31 protein-coding genes, 1 pseudogene and 1 other annotated feature are annotated in these 26,612 nt (G+C 71.3%); of the genes and pseudogenes, 15 read left to right on the top strand and 17 right to left on the bottom strand.

Annotated elements, in window-relative coordinates; translation table 11 throughout:
* Nucleotides 1–10: 10 nt before the first annotated feature.
* From ABD644_RS08700 to helR, 3 genes are all read right to left on the bottom strand, one after another.
* A complete protein-coding gene (locus tag ABD644_RS08700; RefSeq protein ID WP_344688381.1) occupies nucleotides 11–1,216 on the bottom strand; it encodes an NAD(P)/FAD-dependent oxidoreductase in 1,206 nt (401 codons plus the stop codon).
* Between the two features lie 70 nt (nucleotides 1,217–1,286).
* Nucleotides 1,287–2,954, bottom strand: a complete 1,668-nt coding sequence (locus tag ABD644_RS08695) for a LuxR C-terminal-related transcriptional regulator (RefSeq protein WP_344688380.1) — start codon at nucleotides 2,952–2,954, stop codon at nucleotides 1,287–1,289.
* Nucleotides 2,955–3,021: 67 nt separating this feature from the next.
* Nucleotides 3,022–5,193 carry an RNA polymerase recycling motor ATPase HelR gene (gene helR / locus ABD644_RS08690; protein WP_344688379.1) on the bottom strand — a complete coding sequence of 724 codons (2,172 nt, stop codon included), beginning with the start codon at nucleotides 5,191–5,193 and terminating at the stop codon, nucleotides 3,022–3,024.
* A 127-nt stretch (nucleotides 5,194–5,320) separates the two neighbouring features.
* Between helR and ABD644_RS08685 the strand changes: the two genes are divergently transcribed.
* Nucleotides 5,321–5,740, top strand: coding sequence for a hypothetical protein (locus tag ABD644_RS08685; protein WP_344688378.1), 420 nt, complete (start codon nucleotides 5,321–5,323; stop codon nucleotides 5,738–5,740).
* A gap of 332 nt (nucleotides 5,741–6,072) precedes the next feature.
* Here ABD644_RS08685 and ABD644_RS08680 read toward each other — a convergent pair whose 3' ends face one another.
* The 3 genes from ABD644_RS08680 to ABD644_RS08670 all read right to left on the bottom strand — a co-directional run bounded on the left by ABD644_RS08680 (nucleotide 6,073) and on the right by ABD644_RS08670 (nucleotide 7,404).
* Entirely contained in the window at nucleotides 6,073–6,387 is a 315-nt protein-coding gene (locus tag ABD644_RS08680; protein ID WP_344688377.1) for a type II toxin-antitoxin system PemK/MazF family toxin, read from the bottom strand.
* 11 nt (nucleotides 6,388–6,398) lie between these two features.
* Nucleotides 6,399–6,635, bottom strand: coding sequence for a type II toxin-antitoxin system VapB family antitoxin (locus tag ABD644_RS08675; RefSeq protein WP_344688376.1), 237 nt, complete (start codon nucleotides 6,633–6,635; stop codon nucleotides 6,399–6,401).
* A 232-nt stretch (nucleotides 6,636–6,867) separates the two neighbouring features.
* Nucleotides 6,868–7,404, bottom strand: coding sequence for a PepSY domain-containing protein (locus ABD644_RS08670; protein ID WP_344688375.1), 537 nt, complete (start codon nucleotides 7,402–7,404; stop codon nucleotides 6,868–6,870).
* A gap of 236 nt (nucleotides 7,405–7,640) precedes the next feature.
* Here ABD644_RS08670 and ABD644_RS08665 point away from each other — a divergent pair, with 236 nt between their 5' ends.
* From ABD644_RS08665 to ABD644_RS08640, 6 genes are all read left to right on the top strand, one after another.
* Nucleotides 7,641–7,889 (top strand): hypothetical protein, encoded by a 249-nt coding sequence (locus ABD644_RS08665; protein WP_344688374.1) that lies wholly within the window; start codon nucleotides 7,641–7,643, stop codon nucleotides 7,887–7,889.
* 160 nt (nucleotides 7,890–8,049) lie between these two features.
* Entirely contained in the window at nucleotides 8,050–8,973 is a 924-nt protein-coding gene (locus tag ABD644_RS08660) for a metallophosphoesterase family protein (protein ID WP_344688373.1), read from the top strand.
* Between the two features lie 526 nt (nucleotides 8,974–9,499).
* Nucleotides 9,500–10,177, top strand: coding sequence for a response regulator transcription factor (locus ABD644_RS08655; protein WP_344688372.1), 678 nt, complete (start codon nucleotides 9,500–9,502; stop codon nucleotides 10,175–10,177).
* Nucleotides 10,170–11,606 (top strand): ATP-binding protein, encoded by a 1,437-nt coding sequence (locus tag ABD644_RS08650; protein ID WP_344688371.1) that lies wholly within the window; start codon nucleotides 10,170–10,172, stop codon nucleotides 11,604–11,606. The genes ABD644_RS08655 and ABD644_RS08650 overlap by 8 nt, the downstream gene beginning before the upstream one ends.
* Nucleotides 11,607–11,823: 217 nt before the next feature.
* Entirely contained in the window at nucleotides 11,824–12,090 is a 267-nt protein-coding gene (locus ABD644_RS08645) for a DedA family protein (RefSeq protein ID WP_344688370.1), read from the top strand.
* A complete protein-coding gene (locus ABD644_RS08640; protein WP_344688369.1) occupies nucleotides 12,090–12,374 on the top strand; it encodes a DedA family protein in 285 nt (94 codons plus the stop codon). The genes ABD644_RS08645 and ABD644_RS08640 overlap by 1 nt, the downstream gene beginning before the upstream one ends.
* Here ABD644_RS08640 and ABD644_RS08635 read toward each other — a convergent pair.
* Nucleotides 12,375–13,536 (bottom strand): annotated as a pseudogene (locus ABD644_RS08635) (IS3 family transposase); the annotation flags it as partial. It lies immediately after the preceding gene.
* Nucleotides 13,181–13,309: a sequence feature (AL1L pseudoknot), on the bottom strand. It overlaps the preceding pseudogene by 129 nt.
* A gap of 59 nt (nucleotides 13,537–13,595) precedes the next feature.
* Here ABD644_RS08635 and ABD644_RS08630 point away from each other — a divergent pair.
* Both ABD644_RS08630 and ABD644_RS08625 read left to right on the top strand, forming a co-directional pair.
* Nucleotides 13,596–13,829: a hypothetical protein gene (locus tag ABD644_RS08630; RefSeq protein WP_142026363.1), complete on the top strand. Its 234-nt coding sequence runs from the start codon at nucleotides 13,596–13,598 to the stop codon at nucleotides 13,827–13,829.
* Entirely contained in the window at nucleotides 13,819–14,130 is a 312-nt protein-coding gene (locus ABD644_RS08625; protein ID WP_014375215.1) for a type II toxin-antitoxin system PemK/MazF family toxin, read from the top strand. The genes ABD644_RS08630 and ABD644_RS08625 overlap by 11 nt, the downstream gene beginning before the upstream one ends.
* Nucleotides 14,131–14,367: 237 nt before the next feature.
* Here the strand turns inward: ABD644_RS08625 and ABD644_RS08620 are convergent, their stop codons facing one another.
* On the bottom strand, nucleotides 14,368–14,847 hold the full coding sequence (locus ABD644_RS08620; protein WP_344688366.1) for a DUF6326 family protein: 480 nt from the start codon (nucleotides 14,845–14,847) through the stop codon (nucleotides 14,368–14,370).
* 260 nt (nucleotides 14,848–15,107) lie between these two features.
* Here ABD644_RS08620 and ABD644_RS08615 point away from each other — a divergent pair, with 260 nt between their 5' ends.
* The 4 genes from ABD644_RS08615 (at nucleotide 15,108) to ABD644_RS08600 (ending at nucleotide 18,879) form a co-directional block, all read left to right on the top strand.
* Nucleotides 15,108–16,169: a sensor histidine kinase gene (locus ABD644_RS08615; protein ID WP_344688365.1), complete on the top strand. Its 1,062-nt coding sequence runs from the start codon at nucleotides 15,108–15,110 to the stop codon at nucleotides 16,167–16,169.
* On the top strand, nucleotides 16,166–16,822 hold the full coding sequence (locus ABD644_RS08610; protein ID WP_344688364.1) for a response regulator: 657 nt from the start codon (nucleotides 16,166–16,168) through the stop codon (nucleotides 16,820–16,822). Before ABD644_RS08615 ends, ABD644_RS08610 begins: the two co-directional genes overlap by 4 nt.
* 580 nt (nucleotides 16,823–17,402) lie before the next feature.
* Nucleotides 17,403–17,969: a hypothetical protein gene (locus ABD644_RS08605; protein ID WP_344688363.1), complete on the top strand. Its 567-nt coding sequence runs from the start codon at nucleotides 17,403–17,405 to the stop codon at nucleotides 17,967–17,969.
* Nucleotides 17,970–17,979: 10 nt separating this feature from the next.
* Nucleotides 17,980–18,879, top strand: a complete 900-nt coding sequence (locus ABD644_RS08600) for a DUF6994 family protein (protein ID WP_344688362.1) — start codon at nucleotides 17,980–17,982, stop codon at nucleotides 18,877–18,879.
* 249 nt (nucleotides 18,880–19,128) lie between these two features.
* Here the strand turns inward: ABD644_RS08600 and ABD644_RS08595 are convergent, their stop codons facing one another.
* From ABD644_RS08595 to ABD644_RS08585, 3 genes are all read right to left on the bottom strand, one after another.
* The gene (locus ABD644_RS08595; protein ID WP_344688361.1) at nucleotides 19,129–19,941 is read right to left on the bottom strand and encodes a hypothetical protein; all 813 of its coding nucleotides are present in this window, start codon (nucleotides 19,939–19,941) and stop codon (nucleotides 19,129–19,131) included.
* A gap of 236 nt (nucleotides 19,942–20,177) precedes the next feature.
* Nucleotides 20,178–20,576: a MerR family transcriptional regulator gene (locus ABD644_RS08590; RefSeq protein WP_344688360.1), complete on the bottom strand. Its 399-nt coding sequence runs from the start codon at nucleotides 20,574–20,576 to the stop codon at nucleotides 20,178–20,180.
* 47 nt (nucleotides 20,577–20,623) lie between these two features.
* Complete coding sequence (locus tag ABD644_RS08585) at nucleotides 20,624–22,114, bottom strand: SulP family inorganic anion transporter (protein ID WP_344688359.1); 1,491 nt, start codon at nucleotides 22,112–22,114, stop codon at nucleotides 20,624–20,626.
* A 216-nt stretch (nucleotides 22,115–22,330) separates the two neighbouring features.
* Between ABD644_RS08585 and ABD644_RS08580 the strand changes: the two genes are divergently transcribed.
* The gene (locus ABD644_RS08580; protein ID WP_344688358.1) at nucleotides 22,331–22,588 is read left to right on the top strand and encodes a hypothetical protein; all 258 of its coding nucleotides are present in this window, start codon (nucleotides 22,331–22,333) and stop codon (nucleotides 22,586–22,588) included.
* Between the two features lie 131 nt (nucleotides 22,589–22,719).
* Nucleotides 22,720–23,055: a YnfA family protein gene (locus ABD644_RS08575; protein WP_344688357.1), complete on the top strand. Its 336-nt coding sequence runs from the start codon at nucleotides 22,720–22,722 to the stop codon at nucleotides 23,053–23,055.
* A gap of 46 nt (nucleotides 23,056–23,101) precedes the next feature.
* On the opposite strand, the gene ABD644_RS08570 is transcribed toward ABD644_RS08575, so the two are convergent.
* The 6 genes from ABD644_RS08570 to ABD644_RS08545 form a co-directional block, all read right to left on the bottom strand.
* Nucleotides 23,102–23,491, bottom strand: coding sequence for an ester cyclase (locus tag ABD644_RS08570; RefSeq protein ID WP_344688356.1), 390 nt, complete (start codon nucleotides 23,489–23,491; stop codon nucleotides 23,102–23,104).
* Nucleotides 23,492–23,516: 25 nt separating this feature from the next.
* A complete protein-coding gene (locus ABD644_RS08565; RefSeq protein WP_344688355.1) occupies nucleotides 23,517–23,849 on the bottom strand; it encodes a hypothetical protein in 333 nt (110 codons plus the stop codon).
* Nucleotides 23,846–24,346 carry a MerR family transcriptional regulator gene (locus ABD644_RS08560; RefSeq protein WP_344688354.1) on the bottom strand — a complete coding sequence of 167 codons (501 nt, stop codon included), beginning with the start codon at nucleotides 24,344–24,346 and terminating at the stop codon, nucleotides 23,846–23,848. The genes ABD644_RS08565 and ABD644_RS08560 overlap by 4 nt, the downstream gene beginning before the upstream one ends.
* Nucleotides 24,343–24,753: a hypothetical protein gene (locus ABD644_RS08555; RefSeq protein ID WP_344688353.1), complete on the bottom strand. Its 411-nt coding sequence runs from the start codon at nucleotides 24,751–24,753 to the stop codon at nucleotides 24,343–24,345. The genes ABD644_RS08560 and ABD644_RS08555 overlap by 4 nt, the downstream gene beginning before the upstream one ends.
* An 89-nt stretch (nucleotides 24,754–24,842) precedes the next feature.
* Nucleotides 24,843–25,568 (bottom strand): sulfite exporter TauE/SafE family protein, encoded by a 726-nt coding sequence (locus ABD644_RS08550; protein WP_344688352.1) that lies wholly within the window; start codon nucleotides 25,566–25,568, stop codon nucleotides 24,843–24,845.
* A gap of 86 nt (nucleotides 25,569–25,654) precedes the next feature.
* On the bottom strand, nucleotides 25,655–26,494 hold the full coding sequence (locus ABD644_RS08545; RefSeq protein ID WP_344688351.1) for a TSUP family transporter: 840 nt from the start codon (nucleotides 26,492–26,494) through the stop codon (nucleotides 25,655–25,657).
* Nucleotides 26,495–26,612: the final 118 nt, after the last annotated feature.

Here is a 26,612-nt window from a genome sequence, read left to right as displayed (position 1 = left end):
ACTCGTCGGCTCAGCCGACCGCGGACATGATCCGGCCGATGTTCGGCGGGCTGAAGAACTCCGCCGGGGACACGGTCCCGGCGACGACGCCGGCGAACATGTCCATCGCGTCCTCGTCGCGCGCCGCAGCGGCCAGGAGCTGGGCGACCTCGGGCGGCGGCGGGGCCAGCGTTGCGAGCTGGGTGGTGAACTCGTAGAGCGGCAGCACCGCGGCGTCACGGGTCATCTGGTAGCCCGACATGGCGTCCTCGAACGAGCGCCGGCCCCGGAGGACGTCGTCGAGGGCGCCGGCGCACAGCTCGGCGTCCCGGAACGCGTCGGAGATGCCCTGCGCGGTGATCGGGTCCTTGGTGTAGCCGGCGTCGCCGACCAGTGCCCAGCCGGGGCCGTAGGGCTTGCGCAGGAAGTTCCGCACCGCGCCGCCGAGGAAGGGCTCGACCCGCGTCGCCGCTCGCACACGTTCGGCGAACTCGGGGACGAGTTCGAGGGTGGCGAGGACGTTGCCCTCGACGTCGCTCTTGAACGTCTGCGCTTCCGCGTAGGGCCAGCCGAGGACGACGAGCGTCAGGCCGTCATTGGTCGGGAACGCTCCCCAACCGCGATCGGGCCGCACGAACGTGTTGAAGCCGTCGAGCGGCAGGTCCCGCCAGTAGGAGTAGTAGCCGTACTGGAGCCGCGGCTTCTCCAGGTACTCCTGCGCGCCCACGGCCCGGGCGACGCGGGAGTTGCTGCCGTCGGCGCCGATCACCACGCGGGCCCGCTCGGTGACCCGTCGGCCGTCCGGCCCCGAGCCCACGATGCCGGTCACGGTGCCGTCCTCGACGATCAGCTCCTGGACGGAGAAGTGCTCCCGCAGCTCGGCGCCGGCCGCGACTGCGGCGTCCACCAGGATGCTGTCGAGCAGGTACCGACGCGGTGCATACCCTGCCGAGGCGCCGTCCCAGGGCGGCGGCGTCCCCTCGATCGTGAAGAAGCCGAAGTCGAAGCGGTACGTCGAGATCGGCGGGCATCCGGTGGCCCTGACCGCATCGAGCAGACCCCAGCGCCGCAGCGCGGCGACACCCGGGGCGTGCACGGCGTGGGTGGACAGCGTGTCGCTGGGGAACGCGGCGCGGTCCACGAGGAGAACGCGGTGCCCGGCCCGGGCCAGCAGCATGGCGGTCGGGGAACCCGCGCAGCGCGCGCCGACGACGATCGCATCGAAATGAGCGGACATGGCCATCCTCCTGCAGACGGAAACGATGGCCGAACGGTCGTCCCCGATGCGACGGCGGGGATCGGTGAGCTCACCTATCCGGCACCCGCGATTCCGTCACCCCCGTGCGGACGGCGTACCCCGCCGCCTCGGCGCGGCTGCGTACTCCCAGTTTCGACAGCACGTTCGCGACGTGGTGCTCGGTGGTCTTCCGGCTGATGTACAGCCGCTCGGCGATCTCCGGGTTCGACAACCCGTGCGACAGCAGGTCGAGCACCTCGGACTCCCGGCGGGTGAGGACGCCGGCTCGCTGGGCGGGTACTGCGGTGCGGACCCCCAGCTCGCGGAGCAGGGCCGCCGCGGCGTCCGCCTCGTGGGCGGCATCGAGCCCGCGGAAGTCGCGCAGCGCGGCCCGCGCTTCCGCGCGGGCGACCTCCGGCCGCTCGTCCCGCAGGGATCGGGCCAGGGCCAGTCGGCATCGAGCCACCTCCATCGGCAGCTGCGCCCGTGAGAATCCGGCCAGGGCCTCGCGCAGGCAGCCGCAGGGATCGGTCTCCTCGTGCAGGCAGACCAGGCCGCGCGCGAGCGCTGCGGTGGCGGTGAGGTACGGCACCGGGTGCTCCACGGCGCACCGGGTCACCTCCTCGGCGGCCCGCCGCGCGGCGTCGAGTCGGCCTCCCGCCAGGTGTGCCTCGACCAGGAGCGCCCAGAGCGGGGCGGCCTCGGTGCTGTGCGATGCGACCTGCGCGAGGGCGCGTTCGAGCACGTCGGCAGCGACGTCCGTCTCGCCCCGGGCGAGGTGGACGGCGGCCAGCGGTGGGGCGACATCGGGGGAGAAGTCGTCGGCCGCGTCGGTGAGCAGTTGGCCGGCCTCCTCGAACCGGCCCTGCCGCACGCGCAGCGCCGCCAGTCGGGCGATGGCGCCCAGCCGCAGTGACGACCGCTGTCCCAGGCCCCACAGTCGCACCGCCTCGGTGAGCGCCTGCTCCGCTTCCGCCCAGCGCCCGGCCGTGGTCAGCACGCCGCCGTAGTGCGTGCGGCAGAACGCCGATACGGCGGGCAGTCGCCGGCGGGTGGCGATGTCCTCGCCCACGCGGATCCACTCGTCCGCCCGCCCCACGTCGCGTGCGTGCTCGCAGGCGGAGAACAGCTGGCAGAAGATCTCCTCCAGGATGCAGAAGTCCGAGACCTCCCCGCCCACGACCGCCGCCAGGGATTCGTCGAGCATGGCCATGCCCTCGTCCGTGCGGTCGTCGTGCACGAACGAGGCGCCGAGGTAGGCACGGGTGACGAACTCGAGCTCGCGGTCGTCGAACCGCTGCGCGACGTCGAGGGCATCGCGGTAGAGGGACTCCTTGCGCGCGCGGTCGGCCTCGAACATGCCGAGGTCGAGGGCGACCCAGCCGGCTTCCGGGGAATCAGGTGTGCCGCTCAGCAGCGTCTGCGCACGGGCCAGCCAGCCCCGGCCGGCGGACGGTTCTCCCAGGATCATCAGGTGGATGGGGGCGACGGTGCGGGCCACGCGCACGGCGCCGACGCAGTCCGCAGCCGCCCGGTGAGCCGCGTAGGCCTGGTGCCAGTGCTCGGCCGCGCTGCGGAAATCCAGGTCGAGATAGGCGGCCTGCGCCAAGACCTCCAGGGCGCCGGCCGACCTCAGGTCGACGTCGCCCTGCGCCAGCCGGTGGCGCGCATCTGCTGCGTCGCCCCTGCGCACTGCCGCGCGGCCCGCCTCGAGGGCGTCCGGCGCCGGGCCGGTCACCCGCCGATGGTCCCACCGGCGAGGCCGTCGTCGGCAGCCCTCGTCCTCGCCTTCCGGTACGAGGCCATCAGGTCGTGAGGACGACGAGCTGCTGGGTGGCCCGGGTCATCGCGACGTAGCGGTCGACCGCTCCCTCGATGCCCTCGCCGAACGTCTCCGGGTCGACGAGGACGACCAGGTCGAACTCCAGCCCCTTCGACAGCTCGGGGGTCAGCGACCGGATGCGCGGCGCACCCCGGAACGTGGGGTCGCCGATCACGCAGGCGATCCCTTCCCCCTCGGCGTGCTCGGCGAGCCAGGCGTCGAGGATCTCCGGCAGCTCCGATGCGGACCCGTGCACGACGGGGACGCCGCTGCTGCGGATCGAGGTCGGCACGTTGGCGTCGGGGAGCACGGCACGGATGACCGGCTCGGCCTCGGCCATGACCTCCTCCGGCGTCCGGTAGTTGATGGTCAGCGTGGCCATCGTGACCCGGCCGAGCCCGATCCGCTCCAGCCGCTCCTGCCACGACTCGGTGAACCCGTGCCGGGCCTGGGCGCGGTCGCCGACGATGGTGAAGCTCCGCGACGGGCAGCGGAGCAGCAGCATCTGCCACTCGGCGTCGGTCAGCTCCTGGGCCTCGTCGACGACGACGTGCGCGAACGGTCCGGCGAGCAGGTCGGGGTCGGCGGTGGGCAGCGCCCCCTCGTCGACCAGGGCGTCGCGCAGGTCCTGATGCCGCAGGGTCGTCATCAGCAGCAGTTCGGAGTCGTCGGCCTCGATCAGCCGGTCGATGACGTCGGACATGCGCTCGCGCTCCAGGGCGGCCGCGGCCCGCTGTCGGCGCCTGCGCCGGGACGTCTCCGGGTCGCCGAGCCGCTGCCGTGCCGCGTCCAGGAACGGCAGGTCGGACACCGTCCAGGCGTGCGGTTCCGGTCGCTGCAGCTTCCGGACGTCGTCGGTGCTGAGCTCCGGGGCGCACCGGCGCAGGTAGGCGGGCACCGACCACAGGTCCCCGACGACGTCGGTCGCTTCGAGCAGCGGCCAGGCCCGGTTGAAGGCGGCGAGCAGGTCCCGGTTCTCCTGCAGCGACTTGCGGACGAGGTCGGGCTCGTCGTCGTCGACCTTGTCCATCAGGATCTCGACCAGCGCATCCCAGATCTGGTCGCGGGCCTCGTTGTGCGGGGTGCCGGGGTCCGGCGTCTCGAAGGCCTCCGCCCAGTCGTCGGGGCTCAGCCGGAGGTCGGTGGAGTCGGTCTCTACGGTCATGCCCTTGGTCGGCGGCTCCTCGTAGAACCGGGCGGCCGTCTCGATCGCCGTCCCCACGTCCAGGGCCGCCTTCAGGCGGGCCACCTCAGCGTCGGTCTCGATGCCGGCCGCGGCTCCCTGGGGGACGAGGTCCCGCAGGGTGCAGATCTGCACGCCCTCCTCGCCGAGGCTCGGGAGGACGTCGGCGACGTAGGACAGGTAGGGCTGGCTGGGGCCGACGAACAGCACACCGCCGCGGTGATGGCCGAGGTGGGGGTCGGAGTAGAGGAGGAAGGCGGTGCGGTGCAGGGCGACGACGGTCTTGCCCGTGCCGGGACCGCCGTCGACGACGAGGGCGCCGGCCGATCCGGCGCGGATGATGGCGTCCTGGTCCGCCTGGATGGTGCCGAGCACGTCGCGCATGCGGGCCGACCGGTTGCTGCCTAGGCTCGCGATGAAGGCCGACTGGTCGTCGAGCGAGACGACGTGCCCCTCGAATCCGTCGGCGGTGAACACCTCGTCCCAGTAGTCGGTGATGCGGCCGCGGGTCCAGCGGTACCGGCGGCGGCTCGCGAGGCCCATCGGGTTGGCGTGGGTCGCCCCGAAGAACGGCTCGGCGGCGGGGGAGCGCCAGTCGAGGAGCAGCCGGCGGCCGGTGCTGTCGGTGAGGCCGAGCCGTCCGACGTAGACGGGCTGGGCGCCGTCCGCGGGGACCATGTGTCCGAGGCAGAGGTCGAGCCCGAAGCGGCGGAGGGTGCGCAGGCGGGCGGTCAGCCGGTGGATCTCCAGGTCCCGGTCGAGCGCCTCCTGGCCGATGCCGCCGGGCGCCTTGCGCTCGGCGTCGAGGCGGTTCTGTACGTCGGCGATGGTCTGCTCGAGGCTGTGGGCGATGGCCGCGAAGTGCTGCTCATCGGTGGCGATCAGCGTCGGATCGGCCTTGGGGGCGAGGTGCTCGGGAAGATCGAACGCGCTAGTGGTCAGGGGGTTCTCCTCGTACATCGTGCGCGGCATCGCCGCGGAACGCCGCCGAGTCTGAGCCTCACCCGGGGTCTTGCCGCAAGCCCCGGGGTGAGCTATACGTTGAAGTGGGAAGAGACCTTCCGGCGCTCTGGCTCGTGACGACGAGGTCGGGGACCTCGTGGCGGCCGCCGCGCCCGATCACGTGCCCGGTTGGTTCACCCCGGACGTCGCGCTGCTGGAGCTCGCTGTGACGGCGCTCGACCTCGCCTGCCCGCCCGGTTCCGTGCCGCTCGCGTACGAGGGGTTGCGCGAGCGCTACGTGCCCGAGGTTCGGTTCCGCGGTCGCGTCGAGCACCGCAACAGCCAGTACGCGCTCCACGCGGCCGCCTGCATGCGTGGCGGCCTGCAGCCCGACCTGCTCAGCGACGCCGGCTGGTGGCAGACACCGCTGTGGGAGTACGCGGTCTTCGCCGTGGTGATCTACAGCAGGGCAGCAGCCGAACGACTTCGCGTGCCACTGGAGGAGGTCGTGCGCCGGATCGCCGACCGGCACCGACTCGAGATCTCGGATGCCGACCCTGAAGCAGAGAGCGGGTGACCGGGATCGAACCGGCATGGCCAGCCTGGAAGGCTATGGCTCTTCGCGGGTCTCTTTGCTGGTCAGCGTCGAGCCGGGTGGGCTTCGTGCCTTCTGCGTGCCTCAGCGCCGGATGCCAGGCCGGGGAGCCCCCCTCGCTGTCGCTCGGTTCGCGGCCCAGTCGAGTGCTGCGGGTCGCGGCGCGTCGCTGCCCACGCCGGCCCGGATGACGAGTCCCGGTAGTCGTCCCCGTCGGGGACGACCCGCCGGGGTCGGTAAGACGGGACGGTGGCGGACGGCATGGCCCATGTCCGGAGATCTTTTCGGGTGGGTTTGCCTCGGGCGGGGCAGCGTCAGTCCGTGCAGTCGACCGCGACGGCCAGAGCTCTGCAGATCTGTCGCACGCGGGTGTCAGCCAGCCGTCCGAGCCGCTCGACGAGCACCCCGACGGAGACGCTCTCGACCGAGTCCAGGTTGACCACGCAGCGTCGGGGTACCGGATCCTCGCCTGGCTCGAGGCTCACTTCGCTGACGAGCCCGCGAATCGTGGTGGTGCACGGTGCGACCAGGGCACGCCGGTGTCGCGGGATCACGGCATCGCGGGAGAGGACGACGACCGGTCGACGCCCGATCTCGGCCATCTCGCACCACCAGACCTCGCCGCGCACGGGCAGCGTGCTCACGATCGTGCGGCCGCTTCCCGGAAGGTGGCCAGGTCGCCCCACTCGTCGGGTTCGTCGAGTGGATGTTCGTCGTACGCGGCGTAGCTTGCGTCGATCTCGGCCGACCGGTGGCGCTCTACCAGCGCGCGGAGCGCCTCATCGATCATCGCCGCATCGGTGTCACCTGACCGCACTCGGCGAGCTGCCTGCAGAAGATCCTCGTCTACCGTGGTGCTGAGACGTGTTCTAGCCATGCCACAATTATGCCACGCCGCGCCCGCCTGGTCGTGGGCGGCGGCCCCGGGCGGTGCGTCAGGGCCGGCCGGCTTGAGGTGGTGCCCGAGGACGATCGCAGCCGTGGCGATGCGGTCCCGCGGCGAATCCGCGTAGGCCTGGCCGACGCTCCGGAGGGCTGGTCCTGACGAGGAGTGGGGGCGACCGGCTGGATCCGGTCGCCCCCGCCGGGGAGTCGAGCGTCGGCGGGGATCAGCCGACAGGCGCCGACTCGGGCTCCTCCGCCTGCTCGGAGCCGGGGGCCTCGGAGTCCTCCCAGCCGTCTGCCGACTCCGACTCCGATCCTTCCTCGCCGTCGGCTTCCTGGGAGAGGACCTGCGCGGTGCCGGCGTCGACCTTCACGTCGGTGACGGTGCCGTCGGCTCCGGTGATCTCGACGCTGTAGACGACGTAGCCGTTTTCATTGTCCAGTTCGACCTTGTCGGCGTCGCCGGGGACGGCGGCGAGCGCGGCGGCGCGGGCCTGGTCGGGGGTCACGGACGCCAGGTCCTGCAGCGCCTGTGCTTCGGCCGAGTCATCGGCCTCGGTCTCCGTGCCGTTGTCGCCGCCGTCGTCCGGCGCGGTGATGCTGCCGGTGTACGTGGGGTCCTCGCGGTCCTGTTCGTCGGACTGCCCCGTCGGGCCGGTCGGGTCGGAAGGTCCGGCCTGCGCGGCGGCGGTGCCGGCAATGCCGAGCCCCGCGAGGACCGCTGCGGCTCCGGCGATGAGGGCGTTGCGCTTTCGGGCCATGTTGTTCCACCTCTCAGACGTTCCGGGCAGCGAGAGCGGCCCGGTCGGTGCGAGCGTCGCCGTTCCTGCCTGTGGGGACCCTGAGAACGGCTGAGAGGTCCACCCATCTCCCACGACAACAGGCAGGCGTTCCGCGGCTCGTCGTTCTCGCCATCGGTTCAGCTACTGGCCGCCACAGGGGACGACATCGCGACGGGTTCGAGGAGGACGCGCCAAGGGCCGCGCTCGAGCAGGTGGTGGCCGCGGCCGACCACCGGGTCGGCGACGTCGGCGCCGAGCCGCCTGCACTCACCGGGATGGCGACCCCGCTGACTGTGGTGGTCGTGCCCGGCGATGGCCGGCTCGTCCCCGCGGACGTGGACGGCCACCTGGCTGCCGTCGCGTTGGCCCCCGTTCCGGGTGGTGCCGCAGTGATCGTCGCCGATTTCTGCGAACGGACCGCCACGACGGCCCTCTCGGTGGTCGGCGCGGCCTCGGGGGGCTGACTCCAGCGGTGCGCCACCGACCGTGGAGCGGTACCCGCCGGCCGGGACACGCGTCTGTCTCGGTTCGCTCCTGCTGCATGTGAGCCCGAAGCCGCGCCGGTGCATGGGCCGGAATCGGGTGTCTCAGCGTCCGCTCAGCAACGATGCGGAGCCTCGAAGCGTGAGTCGTCGCCGCGCGGTCGCTCTCTCGTGCCTGATAGTGCTCGGCGGCGTCGCCTACCTCGGCCTCCGTCCGCCCGCGGCCATCGTCCCCTACCTCACCGCGGACCGGCCGGCCGCCGTCGCCGGACAGGACGCGCCGCCGATCACCGGGCAACCGGAGGCACGGATCGCCGTTGCCGGGGACACCGGGACCGGGGACGCGGCCGAGCGGGCCACGGTGGCCCGCATGGTCGCCGAGGGCGAACAGTGGCCCTACGACGCGGTGCTGCTGCTCGGTGACCTCATCTACGACGCGGGTGATGCGGCACTGCTCGACCGGGCGGTGCGCACGCCCTTCGCGCCTCTGCTCGACGGCGGCACCCGCCTCCTGCCGGTGCTCGGCAACCACGACTACGGCAGCGGCGAGCAGCAGGACATCCTCACCGGGCTGGGCCAGGAACGCCCGTGGTACGTCGCGCAGGTCGGGTCCCTGCGCATCGTGGTGCTGGATTCCAACCGGGTGCAGGACGCCGAGCAGACGCGATGGCTGCGGGCCACCCTGGCCACCCCGCAGCCGCGGGGGATCTGGACAGTGGCCGCCATGCATCATCCGGCCTACTCCGCGGGCCACCACGGGTCGGACCTGGCGGTTCGGCGCGCCTGGGGACCACTGTTCGCCGACGCCGGCGTGCCACTGGTGCTGGCCGGGCACGACCACGACTACCAGCGGTCCACGTCACAGGACGGCGTGACCTACGTGGTCTCCGGCGCAGGCGCGCAGACTCGTCGGGTCGGCTCCGCGGACTTCACCGCCGTCAGCAGCGCCACCCTGCACTACCTGGACCTGCTGGTCTACCGGGACCGCATCGTTGGCCGGGCCATCGACCAGGCCGGCAACCTGGTGGACAGCTTCACGCTGACCTGGGACGACGCGGCTGGGTGACAGGGCACGATCAGGAAGTCGTGGCCGGCCGCCGTCGTGCCGACGGACTGCCCCCGTCGACGGTGGCGAGCAGCCGGTGGCCTAGGGCGGTGCCGGCAGCGGCGGCGCCGAGCGCGACCGCGAGGGTCGTCCGCCGCGAGCGGGGCCCGGAAGCGGCGACGAAACGACGACGACCGGCAACCAGGAGGACCAGCACCACCGCGGACCGCCCTGCCTCCTCGACGTCCAATCCCTTGACCAGGTGGAGGAGGACGACCGCGCCGGCCAGGCCGGTTTCCAGCCGCCACGCTCGTCGTTTGCCCCGACGCAGGCCGCGGGAGAAGGACCCCCAGCAGGACGCCGACCGCGGCCGTCCCCGCAGTCGCGGCAGCCGGCGCGACGGCCGGAACGACCTCGGCAAGCACCTCCAGCCGTCCCCGGAAGGCCGGTACCAGGGCCGACACGACGCTCACCCGAGGGGCGCGGCGCTTCTCAGGTGCTTCTCAGCGAGGCGCGGGCACACTCGCCTCGACCGGAGGTGAGTGCCGTGCGAGTGCTCGTGGTGGAGGACGAGGTCCGTTTGGCGGAGAACGTTCGCCGAGGCCTCTCCGCCGAGGGCTTCGTCGTCGACGTGGTGCACGACGGGGCCGAGGGCCTGTTCAACGCCGAGGTGAACAGCTACGACGTGGTCGTCCTGGACATCATGCTGCCGGGGCTCAACGGGTACGAGGTGTGCCGTCGGATGCGCGCGGCGGGCGTCTGGACGCCGGTGCTGATGCTCACCGCCAAGGACGGTGAGTACGACCAGGCCGACGCGTTCGACCTCGGTGCCGACGACTACCTGACCAAGCCCTTCTCCTTCCTGGTGCTCGTCGCCCGGTTGCGCGCGCTGATCCGGCGCGGCGCGCCGGCCCGCCCGACCGTTCTCGCCGCCGGGGACCTCACCCTGGACCCGGCGACCCGGACGGTCCATCGCGGCGGGCAGGAGGTGACGCTCACCCCGCGAGAATTCGGGCTGCTGCACTTCCTGCTCCGGCACCGCGGTGACGTCGTCTCCAAGACCGACATCCTCGAATCGGTGTGGGACGCCAACTACGACGGCGACGAGAACGTCGTCGAGGTCTACGTCGGCTACCTGCGACGCAAGATCGACCAGCCGTTCGGCCGCCACGCCATCGAGACGGTCCGCGGCATCGGCTACCGGCTGGCGGCCGGTGGTGGCTGAGGCCACCGCCCCCACGGACGACGCTCACCTCGGCAAGCAGCCGACCGTGCTCGGGCGGCTCGGCGGGGTCCGCTTGCGAGCGGCCATGGCCGCGACGCTCGTCGTCGCGGTCATCCTGGCGATCGCCGCGGTTGCGTTCGTGGTGCTCCAGCGCCGCCAGCTGGAGCAGACCCTCGCCGACGTCGCCGCGCAGGTGGCGGCCGCGGTCGTGACCGAAGTGGCGCGCGACGGAGCCGTCGGCGTCGACGTGGCCCCGGCGGGGCGCGGTGAGCGCGCACTCGTGCAGGTGCTGACCCCGGACGGCACCGTGGTGGCCGCCAGCCCACCGATCGTGGGCGAGCCAGCGCTGGTCACGGACCGGCCGGCGCCGGGCGAGACCCTCGTGCGGCGCGCCGACAGCCTGCCCATCGGCGAGGAGGAGGCCTTCGCCGTCGTCGTGCGCGGCGTCCGCGGGCCCGACGGTCCGGTGATCGTCATCAGCGCGCAGAGCCTGGAGACGGCCGAGAACGCCACCGACGTCCTGATCCGCCTGCTGGTGGTGGGCTATCCGATTCTGCTGCTGCTCGTCGCCGGCACGTCCTACTGGCTGACCGGCCTCGCCCTCGCCCCGGTCGAGGAGATGCGCCGCCGGGTGGCGCGCATCACCGCCACCGACCGCACCGCCCGAGTGCCGGTCCCGCCGTCGCGCGACGAACTCGCCCAACTGGCGACGACGATGAACGCGATGCTCGACCGACTGGCCGACGCCGCCGACGCGCAACGCCGGTTCGTCGCCGACGCCTCCCACGAGCTGCGCAGTCCGCTGGCCACCATCCGCGCCGCGCACGAGATCGCCTCGGTCCATCCCGGTGTGACCGACTGGTCCACGGTCAACGCCGATGTCCTCTCGGAGGTGGGACGACTGGAGCAACTGGTCGACGACCTGCTGTTCCTCGCCCGCTGGGACGAGCACGGCCCGCAACCGCAGCCCACCGACGTCGACCTCGACGACCTGCTGGCCGCCGAGGCCGGCCGTCTCCGGCGCACCAGCGGCCTGCAGGTGGCGTTCCGCCAGACGCCGGCTCGGGTGCACGGTGACCCGCACCAGCTGGCGCGGGCGCTGCGCAACCTCACCGACAACGCCACCCGGTACGCCTCCGACCGGGTCGAACTGAAGGTCGACCGGCGGGGTGACGACGCTGTCATCGACGTCGTCGACGACGGGCCGGGGATCCCGCCCGGCGACCGCGAGCGGGTCTTCGAGCGGTTCGTCCGGCTCGACGCCAGTCGGCAGCGCGCCGCCGGCGGAGCAGGTCTCGGGCTGGCGATCGCACGGGAGATCGCCCGAGCACATGCCGGCGACCTGGTCGTGGTCGACACCGATCGCGGCGCGCACCTGCAGTTGTGGCTGCCGCTGTCCCACGAGCGCACTACGGACCAGACGGGGTGACCGGACCGCGACTCGATCGGAGTCGGTCGACCGAACGGCAGCGAGACCCGCGCCGGGTCGCTCAGGTTCCGCTCAGCGAAGGACTCCTACGGTCGGTCGCGACCGGCCTCCTCGACCCCACACGCCTGATCAACACCTTCGGACTGCTCGGGATGATGGCCATCGTGTTCGCCGAGTGCGGGCTGTTGGTCTGGTTCTTCCTGCCGGGGATTCGTTGTTGTTCACCGGCGGTCTGCTGGTCGCCGGCGGGCTGATGGCGCCCCTGCGGGTGATGCTCGCGGCCCTCCCGATCGCCGCCGTCGCCGGCAACCTGGTGGGCTGGTGGATCGGCCGGGTGGCGGGTCAGACGGTCTTCGAACGCCGCGGCGCGCGGGTAACACGGACACGCCATGCCGGACGTACGCGCACGTTCTTCGACCGCAACGGCGCCCACACGGTCGTCCTCGCCCGCTTCGTCCCGTCGTCCGCACCTTCGCGACCGTGATGGCCGGCGCCACCCGGATGGACTTCCGCCGGTTCGCCCTGTACTCGGTGGTCGGCGGCGTCGCCTGGACCGCCGGCGTCACCTTGCTCGGCTTCTGGCTCGGCCAGGTGCCGCTCGTCCGCGACCACGTCGCGGTCTTCATCGTCGGCGTCGTCGTCCCGTCGCTGGTCCCCGTCGCCATCGAGGGACTACGGGTCTCGACGCGCCGCCTGACCCTGCCGGTCCGCTCCGCACCGGTGACCACGCCTTGTCCCGCCCCGGGTTTGGTGGAGGCTCGGAACTGACGCGGCGCTAGTCGCCGCGGGGTTGTGCCGGTAGAAGGTGTCCTCGTGCTCGGCCGGTGGGATCAGGCCGATCTCGCCGTGCAGGCGTCGGTGGTTGAACGAGTCGATGTACTCGGCGACGGCGATCTCGAGGTCGTCGATGCCCTTCCATGGGCCCTTGTTGCGGACCAGCTCGGCATTGAAGAGGGAGTTGAACGCCTCGGCCAGGGCGTTGTCATAGCTGTCACCGGTGGAGCCGACCGAGGCCACGGCGCCGGCCTCGGCGAGGCGCTGGGTGTAGCGCACGGCGAGGCATTGCACGCCCTTGTCCGAGTGGTGAATGAGCCCGCCGAGGTCACGGCCGGTCCAGATGCCCATCTCCAGGGCGTCCAGGGCCAGGTCGGTGCGCAGGGACTTCGACAGCTGCCAGCCCACCACCCGGCGGGAGTAGACGTCGATGACGAAGGCGGCGTACACCCAGCCGGAGAAAGTGCGGCAGTAGGTGATGTGGGCGACCCACAACTGGTCGGGGCCGGTGGCGGTGAGCACCCGGTCGACCAGATCCCGCCGGGTGTCCGGGCCGTCGCCGGGCACGGTGGTCCGCGGGCCCTTCGCGCGCGTGATGCCGCGCAGGCCGGCGGAGCGCATCAGCCGCCCGACGGTGCAGCGGGCCCGGCGTGACCCTTCCGGCGCACTTCGGCATGCACCTTGCGCGCGCCACAGACCCCGTAGTTGTCGGCGTGCACCTTCTTGATGACCGCGGTGGTTGCTGCGTCGGTGACCGACCGCGCCGACGGTGGCCGCGACAGGTGCGCGTAGTAGGTGCTCGGGGCGATCTTCGCGCCGGCCTCGGTGAGGACGCGGCAGATCGGCTCGACCCCGTGTTCGACCTTGTGCTGATCGACGTAGTCGACGATCAGCGGGAGTGGCGGTCGAGCTCCGCCGCGAAGAAAGCCGACGCTCTCTTCAAGATCGCGTTCGCCCGACGCAGCTCCCGGACCTCCCGTTCCAGCTCGGCCAGCCGGGTGGCGTCATCGGTGGTCGTGCCTGGCCGGTGGCCCTCGTCGATCTCCGCCTGGATGACCCAGTTGCGCAGCGTCTCCGGGTTGATGCCCAACTGCTCGGCGATCCGCTTCAACGCCCCCGTCCGCGTCGCCGGATCACGCCGCGCATCGACCGCCAGCCGGGTTGCCGGTGCACAGCTCCTTCCCCGCGTCTTACATTCCGTGAGACACTTCGGGAGTGGCCGAGACGATCACCTTCCGCCCCGACGAAGACGCACGCCGAGCGTTGGCCGTCCTGACGCAAGACGGCACCTCTGTCTCCACAGCCGTTCGAGCGGCCTTGATCGATGCCGCCAAGGCAGCGGCGCAGGACAGGCTGCGCGCCGAGGCCGCTGCGCTGGCAGCCGATGACACCGACCGTGCCGAGAGCGCTCAGGTCCTCCGGGACATGGAGACGCTGCGTGCGTGGTGAGGTCTACCGCCTGCGCTCTCCCCGCGGCGCCCAGGGCCACGAGCAGGCCGGCACCCGCTATGCCGTCGTCGTCCAGTCCGACCTGCTGCCCCTCTCGACCTGGCTGGTCGCGCCGACGTCCACCTCGGCCCGAGCGGCCACGTTCCGTCCTGAGGTGTCCATCGACGGCCGCCCAACCCGGGTGCTGGCCGAACAGACGAGTGCGGTGGACCCGCAGCGCTTAGGTGAGTCGGCCGGGCACCTCAGCTTCGATGAACTGCGCCAGGTTGACGCCGCGCTGCGCCTTGTCCTCGGCCTGTGACCAACACCCCGCAACCTGTCCCGCCAGCGGCTCACCGCCGAGCACGAGTCATCCTCCACCAGCAGTCGCTCCTCGTGACCAACCTGCTCCTCGAGCGGCTGAAGGGGAGCGCCACGGCCCGCGTGGTCACTGTCTCCTCCGACGCAGCCCCGTAGGGCTCCGCGCAGCGTGCCCAGAGCCAGCAGTTCCCGTGTGTGGGGGGGTCACCGATCACGGGCACCGGGCCTGCCTCGAGCGTCACACCCGGGCCTGGGCGAGGTCGCGGCCGGCGGTGGCTCGCGTGGTCCGGGGCCAGGTCCATGAAGCGCGCAGGATGAAGGCCAGGAGCAGCACCTCGAGTCCGATGGAGAGGCCGTAGAAGTAGGAGTAGGTCCAGGACTCCTCGCCGGCCACGTTGTACATCGAGACGGGGATGTAGAGCGTTGCCACGACGAGGTTGGTGGCGCGGTTGACACGGGCGGGCAGTGTCGTGGAGAGCGCGATCATGAGGATCGGGACGGCCATGAGCGTGAGCGCAAGGGCGACGAAGGTCGGGCCGGTGTCGAACTCATGGACGACGCCGACCAGGATCTCGTCGATGCTCCCGGGCTTGTACAGGTGGAGGTAGTCGACGTAGATGTAGAGGAACATGAAGCTGGTCCAGGCCGCTGCGAGCTTCGCTTGTACCGGGAGCTGCGCTTGCTGGAATGCGCCGGCGGTTGTGCTGCTTCTGGTCATCACTTCTCCTGTGTGCTGGCGAGCTGGCCAGGTCGGCTCAGTCGATGTCCTCACCATGACGAGCGTTGATCGGTGACACATCCGCCTGCGGGCTCCAGCTGTCCTGGCCGTAGGGACGGGACATCCGCAGTACTTTCGGCTGATCCGCCCGTGCGGCGGCCCCTCTACGTTGGCGGGGAGGGGGAAGCATGCTGGCTGCGTTGTGGGCCGAGCCGCGCCCGGATCGCCCGCCTGCGCGGGTCTGGCGGGACTGGGCTGTCGTGGCGGTTCTCGTCACGAGCTCGTTCGTCGAGATGCTGCTGCGCGACGACAGGGCTTGGGCGCCCTTGGTCCTCAGCGTGAGCATGGTCGTCGCAGCGTGCCTGCTGTGGCGGCGCACGAGCCCGCTGGCCGCGGTCGCCGTCGCCTTCGGAGCCCTCCTCGCCTTCGACATCGCGAGGATCGCGGCCGTCGATGCCACCGGCCTGACGAGCATCGCCGGGGTGCTCGTGCTGCCCTACGCCCTCCTGCGCTGGGGGACAGGCCGCGAGGCTGCCCTGGGACTCGGCATCATCCTCATCTGGCTGCCGGTCACCCTCGTAGCGGAGTCGACCTCACCTGCGGAGAGGGTCGCCGGTTACGGCTTCTTCCTGTTCTCGGCCGCGCTGGGCGCGGCAGTCCGCTACCGCACCAGCAGCCGCGTCCGCGAGATCGAGCAGGTGCGGTTGCGCCAGCGCAACGAGCTGGCACGCGAGCTGCATGACACGGTCGGGCATCGCGTCTCGGCGATCGCCGTCCAGGCGCAGGCAGGTCGCGCGCTGTCGGCCGCAGATCCTGTGCGCGCGCTGGCCACCCTGGTCACCATCGAGGAGGAGGCGTCCCGGACTCTCAGGGAGATGCGGGCGCTGGTGGGCGTGCTGCGCGATGGGACCGACGCCGATCTGGCCCCCCGCCGGGGCCTGGCGGACATCGAGCTGCTTGCACGCCCCGGAGGTGAGGTGCTGGGCGTCCGCGTGCAGGTCTCCGGTGACGTCGATGCTGTAGACCCAGCAGTCAGCACCGCCCTCTACCTGATCGCCGCCGAGGCGGTCACCAACGCGACCCGGCACGCATCCAACGCCACCCAGGTCACCGTCGACGTCGCCGCATCCCGCGGCCAGGTGCGTCTGCGAGTTCATGACGACGGCGCGGCATGTACGGCCGGATCTGCTCCGGCCGGCTTCGGGCTCCGCGGCATGGCGGAACGGGCAAGCCTGATCGGAGGCACCCTCCAGGCGGGACCTGACCCGGACGGCGGCTGGAGCGTTGACGCCTCGCTGCCTCACACGGTGCGTGCGTCATGACCATCCGCGTGCTCGTCGCCGACGACCAGGACATCGTCAGGGCGGGGCTGTGCATGATCCTGGACGCCCAGCCAGGCATCACTGTCGTGGGCGAGGCCGCTGACGGCCGACGGGCGATCGCCATGGCGCGTTCGCTGCGTCCCGATGTGTGCCTGCTGGACATCCGCATGCCGGACGTCGACGGGATCGAGGCCACCCGACAGCTCGCCGGACCCGATGTAGCCGATCCTCTGGCCGTCGTCGTCATCACCACCTTCGACCTCGACGAGTACGTCTACGGCGCGCTGAAGGCAGGCGCCCGCGGGTTCCTGCTCAAGGACGCCGGCGCCGAACTGCTCACCCAGGCCGTGCATGCCGCCGCCCGCGGCGACGCCCTGATTGCGCCGAACATCACCGCGAGGCTCCTGTCCTCCTTCGCCAACAGTCGCTCACGCTCAGTGCCACCCGAGCCCGTCGAGCCGCTGACCTCTCGGGAGGAACAGGTCCTGCTCGCTGCCGCCCGCGGGAGGACCAACAGCGAGATCGGCGATGAGCTGTCGATCAGCCTCAGCACCGTCAAGACCCACATCGCCGCCCTGATGCGCAAGCTCAATGCCCGCAACCGCGTCGAGATCGTCATGTGGGCCTACGAGACGCGCCGCGTCCACACCTGATCCGCTCGCAAGCCCCGAGGCCACAGCGGTGACGCCTCAGCCGAAAGTGCGAGGCGACTCGAGCACCGGCCAGAGCCGGTGGTCAGCGGTCAGGAGGGGTCAGCACCCTCAAGGCACGGGAGCGGCGCCAAGGCCGCGCTGAGCTGGGCAGACGGGCATACGAGCTGGTCAGTAGGTGGAGCGGGTGACCGGGATCGAACCGGCATGGCCAGCTTGGAAGGCAATAGCTCTGGGGGCACTTCTCCGCTCGTCAGACGGCTACGGACTTCGACTCGTGCCTTTTGCGTGCCTTACTGTCCAGGGCTCGATCGGTGCTGTTGGCCTGCCGGAGGCAGATGACCCTGCCCGGTCCGCACCACCCAGCAGTTGCGCGTTGCGGCAGGCCAGCGCGCTGTGCCGGCTGGTTGAGATGGCGGCAGCAGAGGCGTGAGCCCGCGCTCGTGTGGTGACGTGGCGGACGGCGCCCCTTGCACGGGGCGCCATGCCGCAGGCACGCTCTCGCACGACGACCGCCACTCTCACCGCCTCGGCACGAGGCGGTTACGACCGGACTCGGCGACAGGCGAACAGTGAGGAGCACGTGCCTCTCAACACGGCGACTGCCGTTCTGCAGCCCTACCGGGAACGCCGTGACGCGGATGACCGCGAAGTCTCGGCCATCCGTCTCGTCCAAGCCCTCCTGAGGACCCCTGATCTGCTGCCGACGCATCGACGGGAGATGCTCCGGCTCGCGCTGTACAAGTACACCGAGGCCCGTGCGGGTAAGCACGGGCTGCGGTATCGCACCCGGGGCGTCATGGACACCACCAGACCGTCTCCGGTCGAGCACGAACACGTTCGATCGCGGCTGTCGCTGCTGGGCGACCTCGAGGCTGGGGGTGCCGATCTCGCGCCGCTGGTGCTCGGCACAGCTACTGCGTGCCTGGTCACCCGGGAGGAGCACGCCCTTCTCCGTGCCGTCCCCAAGGAGGCGGATGGCTGGGCTCGCTACGCGGAGGCCGGCCTCGAGATCGTCGACCATGCCGCGGGCGACGTCGTGGACCCGAGTGACCTGGCGGCGATGGCACCGGTCGCTGTCCTGGCGGGGGATCTGACCTTCGTCGCGGGTGGGCCGGGGGACTGCCCCCGGTTCGCATGCCGTCGCTAGCGTGCGGCCCATGCCAACAGCTCTGTTCCCGCATCACCACTGGGCCGATGCCGACGGCCTGTCCGCCCCGGACCCGCAGCTGGCGGCGACCGGCTACTTCCGCAACGACCCTGACAGCGACAGCCGGAACCTGCAGCGCTGGCATCAGCAGTTGTGGAGCAGAAGGCTGGCGGACGGCACCGGTCTCGAGCTCACGTCCCCGCGCCGGGGGGTCCTCCTGACGGACGGCGGCATCGCCCTCACCAGCGACGCTGCTGTGCCCGCCTGGGAGCACTGGTCCCAGGTCCAAGCCCTCAAGCCTGAGACGGACGAGCTCGTCCGAGCACGAGGTCGCGGCAGCATCCACCAACTCGGCTGGCGGCTGTACGACATGGGCTGCTTCCTTCTGTTCCCCGGCCTTCAGATCGGACGTCAGCACACGATCAACCAAGCCAGGGGCTGGACGCCCGCCATCGCGGACCGGCTGGATCTGACCTTGGAATGCATCCGGCGCTACTACGACGAGCTCCCCGAGGCCTCGGCCCCCGAGTTGCCGGCGGGCTACGACCTCACCAACCCGCTGGGTCCCGTGCTGCACCGCTACCGGACGTTCTTCAACGTCTTCGGCTCCTTCGACAACTACGTCACGTTCTGGATGCTGGAGGACCTCGTGACCGACGAACCAGGCGGGCCGCAGGTGCGCTTCCTGATGCCTCGCGACGAGTCGGGGCCCTACGACTTTCAGCGCGAATCTGGCCTGCCTCGCACCGCCGACGCCTACAGCGAGTACCTGATCGCCGCCGACGACTTCGTCCAGGCCCGCAACCGCCGACTGGCCGCGCATGCGGCGACGATCACCCGGCTGGCCGACCCGATCTGCCAGGCGTGTCTGGACACTTCGGACGGTGTCCATCAGCGCTGGACGCTCTGACCACTAGGGCCTGGCTGACCAGCGAGTAGTGCCGGTTCCTGGTGGCCTTCGGCAGCCGATCTCCTCCTCAAGCTGCTCGCACTCGCCCCCGGTGTGCTCGCCATGAAGGCCCTGACGGTGAAGGCCGTGCCGGGTGTGGGGGACGGGCCGACCTGCGACACCCACTCCCTTCCGCCCGGCTGCCGACCGGGAAAAGTCGGCTTGCAAGCGCGCAGGTGGAGTCCGAGGTCCACTGCCAGGCGGGGGTTTCTACTCATCGGAGCGCCAGATGCCGCTCATGGTGTCCCGTGCTGTGGCGGGCGCAGGGACGCGGAGAAACGCTCCGGTGGAGTCGCGGTGCACCACGTCGATCCCGTACCGGTGCAGGAGCTGGACGTCGCTTCCGCTGGGCCGCTCGGGGAAGAGGGCGGTAAGGGTGTCGACTTCTCCGGGTGCGTGTGCCACGTAGTCCAGCAATTGGCCAAGTGCTTGGCGGACGAACCGGTGATCGGCTCCACGTTTCGCCTCGAGTAGCTCGACGCGCTCCGGACTTCGGACGTATAGGTCGGTGACCCCTGACGGAGTACGCAGCCGCTGGACCTCGCTCGGCGGAAGCGTGGCGCGGTAGGCGAGGACGAGGAGGGCTTCGGCTCTCCGGACGAGGACCGATCCGCTCGAGCGGTCGTAGGTTGTGCTTGCCGTGTGCACGGCCTCGACGTCCACCAGGTGGCCGACGGCCAGATTGGTGACTAGCTCCGCGTCTCGTTGAACCTCAAGGCGGGCGGCCGTGACCGTCTGGATTGCTAGGCCGTCGGCGACGACGGCGCTTTTCTCCTCGTCGAGGAAGCGCAGACCCATGAAATTGTCATTGGCGTTAAAGCCGGGCAGGTCCCAGATCTCTCGGTACCCGATGTCTGTTGGCTGGAAGGCCACCAGGCTGTAAACGTTGTGGTAGCTACCGCGGTCAGGGTGTGGATCCCAAAGTGTCCCGCGCCGGGTCTGATAGAGGCTCTCAATCGCCGGAAGGAGCAGAGTCATGGCGTCACCGTGAACCGCCCGGACACGAACGGTGTCGCGGGACACCTGTGAACGGTGTCCCGCGACATCGCAGTGGAGCGGGTGACGGGAATCGAACCCGCGTAATCAGCTTCGAAGGCTAGGGTTCCCTGCGGTCGTTTCCCCTGGTCATAGTGTTTCTTGCCCTGCCCCCGTGCCTTGACGGGCTGCCGACCTGGGCACGCGTGGCCCGTCGACGCGGTGGAGCTCGACGACGGCCGACCGGCTTGATCCGCGGGAGTGATATGCGACGTCTGGACTCGTCAGCGCCGGGCGTCGAGGTGGCCGGCGAAGCTGTCGGCGAAGCCCTCGGCGACGGTCAGTTGCTCGCGCAGAGCTGTGACCCGGGCGGTGGCCGCCTCGTGGAACATCCGCAGCCGGTCGAGCAGTTGCGCGCGGTCGCCGGTGCCGGCGTCGAGGTCGGCGAGCAGGGTGAGCAGTTCGCGCATCTCCTCGAGGGCGAAGCCGAGCGGCTTCATCCGCTTGATGACCTCGAGGCGGGCGACGTCGGCGGCGCTGTAGAGCCGGAACCCGCCATCGGTGCGCGCGGTGGGGACGACCAGCCCCTCTTCCTCGTACCAGCGGATGGTGCGCAGGCTCAGCCCCGTGCGTTCGGCGACCTGGCCGATCTGCATCAGCTCGCTGCGCGGGGTCTCGGTCACCTGTCCTTCATAGGCCACCGGGTGGCCTGCCGCCGACGCGCCGCGCATCAGTGGGCGCCGGCCAGCTGGCCGGTGTGCCGATCGAAGCGGTCGGCGGAGTGACCGGTGAGGCCGACGATCTCGACACTCTTGCCGCGGGTCTCGTACTTGTGCGTGATGGCGTCGAGGGCGGCCACGGTCGAGGCGTCCCACACGTGGGCGTTGGACAGGTCGATCACGATGTTGGCCGGGTCGCCGGCGTAGTCGAACTGGGTGTAGAGGTCGTTGCTGGAGGCGAAGAACAGCGCGCCGTGCACCGCGTAGAAGCGGGTGCCGCCGTCGGGGTCGGTGACGCTGGTGACTTCGACCAGGTGGGCGACCCGGCGGGCGAACAGCACGCAGGCGGCGAGCACGCCGGCCCCGACCCCGATGGCCAGGTTGTGGGTGAGCAGGGTGCCGGCGACGGTCGTGAGCATCACGATCGTCTCGCTGCGCGGCATCGTGTGGATGGTCTTGAGGCTGTGCCAGTCGAAGGTCGCGATGGACACGAAGATCATCACGGCGACCAGGGCGGCCATCGGGATCACGGCGACGATGTCGCCCAGCGCCACGACGAGAACCAGCAGGAACGCCCCGGACAGGAACGTCGACAGCCGCGTGCGGGCACCGGACTTCACGTTGATCATGGTCTGGCCGATCATGGCGCAGCCGCCCATGCCACCGAAGAAGCCGGAGGCGATGTTGGCCACGCCCTGGCCCCAGGACTCGCGCGTCTTGTCCGAGTGGGTGTCGGTGATGTCGTCGACGAGCTTTGCGGTCATCAGCGACTCCATCAGGCCGACGAGGGCGACGCCGAGGGCGTAGGGGGCGATGATGCCGAGCGTCTCGAAGGTGAGCGGGATGTCGGGCAGGCCGAAGAACGGCAGGGCGTCGGGCAGCTCGCCCTCGCCGCCCACGTTCGGGATGGTGAAGCCCGCGGACACGGTCAGCACGGTGAGCACGACGATGGACACCAGTGGTGCGGGGACCGCCTTCGTCAGCCTCGGCAGCAGGAAGATCATGGCCAGGCCGGCGGCGACCATCGGGTAGACCAGCCAGGGGACGTCGATCAGCTGCGGCAGTTGCGCGGTGAAGATCAGGATGGCCAGTGCGTTGACGAAGCCGACCATGACGCTGCGCGGGATGAACCGCATCAGCCGGGCGAAGCCGGACAGGCCCAGCAGCACCTGGAACACCCCGCCGAGGACGACCGCGGCCAACAGGTACTCCACGCCGTGCTCCAGCGCGAGCGGCGCCACGACCAGGGCGATCGCGCCGGTGGCTGCGGTGATCATCGCCGGGCGGCCGCCAGTGAACGCGATGACCACGGCCATCACGAAGGAGGAGAACAGGCCGACGCGGGGATCGACCCCGGCCAGGATGGAGAAGCTGATCGCCTCGGGGATCAGCGCGAGCGCGACGACGAGGCCGGCCAGCACCTCGGTGCGGGCGACCGTGGGGGACAGCCAGGCGGGCCGGGACAGGCGCGGCTTGGGCAGGGCAGCGAGAGCTGAGGGCATGGATCCGTCTCGTTCGGTGCGCCGTCGTCGGCGCAGGCGGGCAGCACCGGAGGCGGTGCCGAGTCATGGGTGGCGCGTCGGTGCGCCGACGTGGGCAAAGCGCGGTCGCGCTGTGATGTCGGTCGGGATCGCCGACTCGGGCTCATCGGTGCGCGCGGCTTCGCTGGGGTCACCGACAGTCTGCCGGGAACTCGTCCCTGACGTCAGGGTTGAGTGGTGAGCCGTTCGTCACTGTTCGGCGTGGCGTCGTCGGCGCGTGGGTGCACCATCGCGCGCCCGGCGATGCTCGCCGACGCCTACGGCGTCCGGGACTACGCCACCCTCGCCGCGCTGGTCGGCATCGCGCTCACCGCGGCCAAGACCGTCGGCCCGGTGACCGCAGGCTTGGCCCGGACCGTCACCGGCACTTACACCGCCGTCCTGCTCGCCGTCCCCCAGGCAGTGTTTCCCCTGGTCAACGCTCTTTCAGGTTGAGGGTGTGCCTTCCGGTTGCCTCAGCGCCTCAATCATGGCGGCGGCGAGAGCGGCAATCTCACCTTTGCGCGGCGTTGGTGCTGCATCGCTGCGGCGGGGGAGGCGTCGCAGCTACTGGCAGGCTGCCCAGCATGACGGTTGCTCGCTCCATCCTGCTGTTCGCTCTGGCCGCGGTCGCCGAGATCGGCGGGGCGTGGCTGATCTGGCAGGGCGTGCGGGAGCACCGTGGCTGGGTGTGGATCGGTTTTGGCGTGCTCGCGCTCGGGGCCTATGGGTTCGTGGCCACGCTGCAGCCCGATGCGAACTTCGGGCGGATCCTCGCTGCCTACGGCGGGGTGTTCGTGGCCGGGAGCCTGGCGTGGGGCATGGTGGCCGACGGCTTCCGCCCGGACCGCTACGACGTTGTCGGCGCGCTCATCTGCCTGGCGGGCGTCGCCGTGATCATGTACGCCCCGCGCGCCTCATAACTCGGCACCAGCAGCCTCGGTGTTGCCCAGCAGCCCGCGCATGGAGTCAGGGCGGCGTCGCCGGATGGCGGAGCTGCCGGCGCCGGTCGTCGTTGTCCTCCAGCCCCCACCATTCGGCGATGCGGCCGTCGCGGACGGTGAACCAGTACACCTCCCGGACGTCGCGGAAGGCCCGGCCGGTGGGCGGGCGGCCCATCCACGGCCCGGTGTGGGTGCCCGAGCAGCGGAAGTGGCCGACGACGGTGTCGCCTTCCGCGACGAGGGCGACGGTGTCCATCCGCACATCGGGAAACGCCGCCCGGAACGGCGCCACCCATTCCCGCGCCGCGGCGGCGATCTCCGGTGCGTACAGCTGGTCGACCGCGTCCAGGTCGCCGCCGTTGATGACCTCGACGATGGCGCGGGCGACCACCCGCTTGTTGTCCTCCACGCTCACCGCCGTGGTCCGGTGCGCCGCATGGTCACGGTGCGGCGTAGTCCGCCGCATCGGGGCGCCAGCCCAGCTCGACCGCGACCGGGCCGGACGCGTCGGTAGCGCAGGCGGCCGCCCGGCCTCGCCGCCGCCGGACGACGACTGCCCCGACGGTGGCTCCCGCGACCACGAGAGCGAAGACGCCGCCGGCGAACGCGGCGGTCAGCGCCGCCGCGGCGGCACCGGTGGCGCCGATGCCGATCAGCGCCATCAGCGGGGCGGCGCAGCAGATCGCGCACGCTGCCGCGCCGGCGCCGACCAGGCCGCCACGAAGCCGGGGTCGCCCGCCGCTGCTCGCATTCGCGGGGCGCGAGGTGCTCACCTGTCGCTCCTGTCCTGGGCCGCCGGGGCGGGGCGCCGGGTGATCGTGGCGAACGGAATGGGGCAGCAGTCGGTGTCGGCGCACGCGATCAGGTCATCGCAGCCCGCGTCCAGCGCGGCCTGCAGGTTGTCGCGGATGGCGACCAGGTCGGTGATGCGCTCCTCGACCTCGGCCAGCTTCGCCCGCGCCCGCGCCTGTAGGCCCGCGTCGCCGGGCCGGACGCCGCGAGGCCGGTGGCGGTGCCGGCCGACCTCGAGCAGCTCGGCCACCTCCTCGAGGGTGAACCCGAGTCGCTGCGCGGCCTTGATCACCCGCAGCGTGGTCACGCTGCTTGCGTCGTAGAGGCGATGCCCGCCGGAGCTGCGGTGCGGTTCGGCGAGCAGGCCGCGGCGCTCGTAGTAGCGCAGCGTCTCCACATTCACGCCGGCAGCCGCAGCGACCTGACCGCTGCGCAGCCCGATCCCGTCTCCGAGGACAGGCGGGTGGGCGGCGCTCACGCGGCCGCCCGGCGGGCCTGCTCGGCCCGGTCCACGAGGGCGGCGAGCACATCGGCGCGCACGTCGGGGACCTCGATGTCGAGGGCGACCACCGCCGTGTCGGCATCTTCGCCGCGCGGGCCGGTGACCAGTGGGGTGAGGGTGAAGCTGAAGAACGAGCAGCAAGCGGTCTCGGCGTCGGCGAGCCGCTGCACCCGCGCAGGCAAGTCGTGGTCGCCGGCCAGCACCAGGCGGGCCCGGGTTCCGGCGCCCGCCGGAACCTCGACGGCGCGCAGTGCTGTCGCGAACAGTGAGTCGAACTCGGCCACGCGCAGCGGCTGTTCGATGGTGGGCAGCGTGCATGTCTCCACTGGCACCCACTCGGCGGCGGCAGGGCCAAGGCGGGCGGTGGTCACGGGGGACTCCATGCCGCCCACGGTAATCCCGTACCTAGGTACGGAGTGCAAGGTCAGATGTGGGCGGCGACCATGCCGCTCCGGCCCCGGCGGAGGCGAGGTCAGATTCCGGCCAGGAACAGCACCCCCGCCACGACCAACGACGCCTCGACGAATGCGACGAACAGCCGGTCACTGATCCGTCCGACCAGCCGCTTGCCGACCCACGCCCCGAGCATGGTCGCCGGCACCAGCGTCAGGCCGAGCAGCAGCACTCGCACGGTCAGCAGATCCCCGATGCCGTAGGCGGCGGTCTTGGTCACGTGCAGGAGCAGGGCACAGGCGGCCTCGGTGCCGATGTAGGCGCCCCGGGTCAGCCCGTAGGCCAGGAAGAACGGGGCCGTCATCGGGCCGACCGAGCCCAGGAGCGCCGACCCGATCCCCGAGACCGCACCGACGCCGACGAACGCCGCCTCCGACGGTCGCCGTGGATGTGGATTGACCCGCCGCCACACCACCACGGCCAGCAGGAACACCCCCAGCAGCCGCTTGAGCGGCTCCAGCGGGGCGCTGACGAACAGTAGGGCACCCAGCACGGCGAACGGCACCGCTCCGGCGGCGAAGCGCCCGATCAGCCGGCGGTTCAGCTCGGCGCGGTTGAGCCATACCCGGCTGCCGTTGCTGACGATCTGGGTCAGCGTGAGCACCGGCACCGCCACCCGCAGACCGAACAGCGCGGTGAACACCGGTAGCAGCAGCACACCCCCGCCGAAACCGGCGACCGCCGACAGCAGTGCCAGGGCGAACGCTGCGCCCGAGGCGGCCAGCAGGGTCAGCAGCAGGTCCATCCCGACGTCAGGACGGGCAGTCTGGGACGGCCCCAGCTGCCCCCGGCGAGCCGGCGCGGCCAGGCAGCCGCACCGTGAGGGCTGTACTACGCATGCCGCCACACCTTGACGGCGGAGATGAGCAGGAGCGCGACGACCAGGGGAACGAGCACCGCCTCGGATACGACGCCCAGCATCAGTCCCCCGGCGATGGAGCCGGCCACCGACCCGGCCACCATCGTGACGACGAAGCCGGCGTGCTGCCGCAGCACCCCGAAGGCCTGGTCGCGGCTGTAGCGGAAGAAGGCGACCAGCATCGTCGGCAGGGAGACCAGCAGCGACAGGCTGCCGGCGAGCTTGACGTCCACCGCGTACAGCACCGTGATGGTCGGGATGAGCAGCTCGCCGCCGGCCACTCCCATCACCGCCGCGACCACACCGATGCCGAACCCGGCGACGACACCAAGGGCAGCCTGTGCGGCGGTCGGCAACGTCAGCTGCGGCAGCCCCCCGAGGTGATACGCGGCGAACACCGCGGCGATGCCGAGGAGCAGGACGCCGAGAACCCGGTAGAGGGTCGCAGCCCGCATCCGGGTCGCCCAGGACGCGCCGACCCACGCACCGGGCAGACTGCCCAGCAGCAGGCTCACGGCGATGAACCAATGCGCGGCCACCACGTCGGCAGGCACCGCCAGGAGCCGCGAGGGCAGGGCGACGAGGACGACGACCAGGCTCATCGCCTTGTTGACGATGACCGCCTGCAGCGCGATGAACCCGAAGAGCCCGATCAGCAGCGGCAGACGGAACTCCGCGCCGCCGAGGCCGACCAGCCCGCCGAGCAGACCGACCGCGGCACCGGCCACGAAGGCGAGCCACGGTGGCCGCCTGGTGGCGCGCTGCTCGACCAGCCCCGCATGGGGCGCCGTCTCGTCCCCGGTTGCGGTCACCGTGTGGACGGTAGCGGGAGCGAGCGGCCGGCCTACCCACGCCGTTGCTGATCCGCGGCGGACTCGCCGGACGGTGTCGCGGGACACCTGTGAACGGTGTCCCGCGACACCGCAGTGG

It is taken from the genome of Blastococcus jejuensis (assembly GCF_039534705.1).
GTDB lineage: Bacteria > Actinomycetota > Actinomycetes > Mycobacteriales > Geodermatophilaceae > Blastococcus_B > Blastococcus_B jejuensis.
The sequence above is the reverse complement of the archived record's forward strand: the minus strand, read 5'-3'. Positions and strand labels throughout refer to the sequence as shown.

What these genes read in the sequence shown, in the direction of transcription:
- ABD644_RS08700 (WP_344688381.1), bottom strand. Translation starts at nt 1,216, where the DNA reads ATGTCCGCTCATTTCGATGCGATCGTCGTCGGCGCGCGCTGCGCGGGT.
- helR (WP_344688379.1), bottom strand. Translation starts at nt 5,193, where the DNA reads ATGCCGCGCACGATGTACGAGGAGAACCCCCTGACCACTAGCGCGTTC.
- ABD644_RS08675 (WP_344688376.1), bottom strand. Translation starts at nt 6,635, where the DNA reads ATGGCTAGAACACGTCTCAGCACCACGGTAGACGAGGATCTTCTGCAG.
- ABD644_RS08670 (WP_344688375.1), bottom strand. Translation starts at nt 7,404, where the DNA reads ATGGCCCGAAAGCGCAACGCCCTCATCGCCGGAGCCGCAGCGGTCCTC.
- ABD644_RS08640 (WP_344688369.1), top strand. Translation starts at nt 12,090, where the DNA reads ATGGCCGGCGCCACCCGGATGGACTTCCGCCGGTTCGCCCTGTACTCG.
- ABD644_RS08620 (WP_344688366.1), bottom strand. Translation starts at nt 14,847, where the DNA reads ATGACCAGAAGCAGCACAACCGCCGGCGCATTCCAGCAAGCGCAGCTC.
- ABD644_RS08610 (WP_344688364.1), top strand. Translation starts at nt 16,166, where the DNA reads ATGACCATCCGCGTGCTCGTCGCCGACGACCAGGACATCGTCAGGGCG.
- ABD644_RS08600 (WP_344688362.1), top strand. Translation starts at nt 17,980, where the DNA reads ATGCCAACAGCTCTGTTCCCGCATCACCACTGGGCCGATGCCGACGGC.
- ABD644_RS08585 (WP_344688359.1), bottom strand. Translation starts at nt 22,114, where the DNA reads ATGCCCTCAGCTCTCGCTGCCCTGCCCAAGCCGCGCCTGTCCCGGCCC.
- ABD644_RS08575 (WP_344688357.1), top strand. Translation starts at nt 22,720, where the DNA reads ATGACGGTTGCTCGCTCCATCCTGCTGTTCGCTCTGGCCGCGGTCGCC.
- ABD644_RS08555 (WP_344688353.1), bottom strand. Translation starts at nt 24,753, where the DNA reads ATGGAGTCCCCCGTGACCACCGCCCGCCTTGGCCCTGCCGCCGCCGAG.
- ABD644_RS08550 (WP_344688352.1), bottom strand. Translation starts at nt 25,568, where the DNA reads ATGGACCTGCTGCTGACCCTGCTGGCCGCCTCGGGCGCAGCGTTCGCC.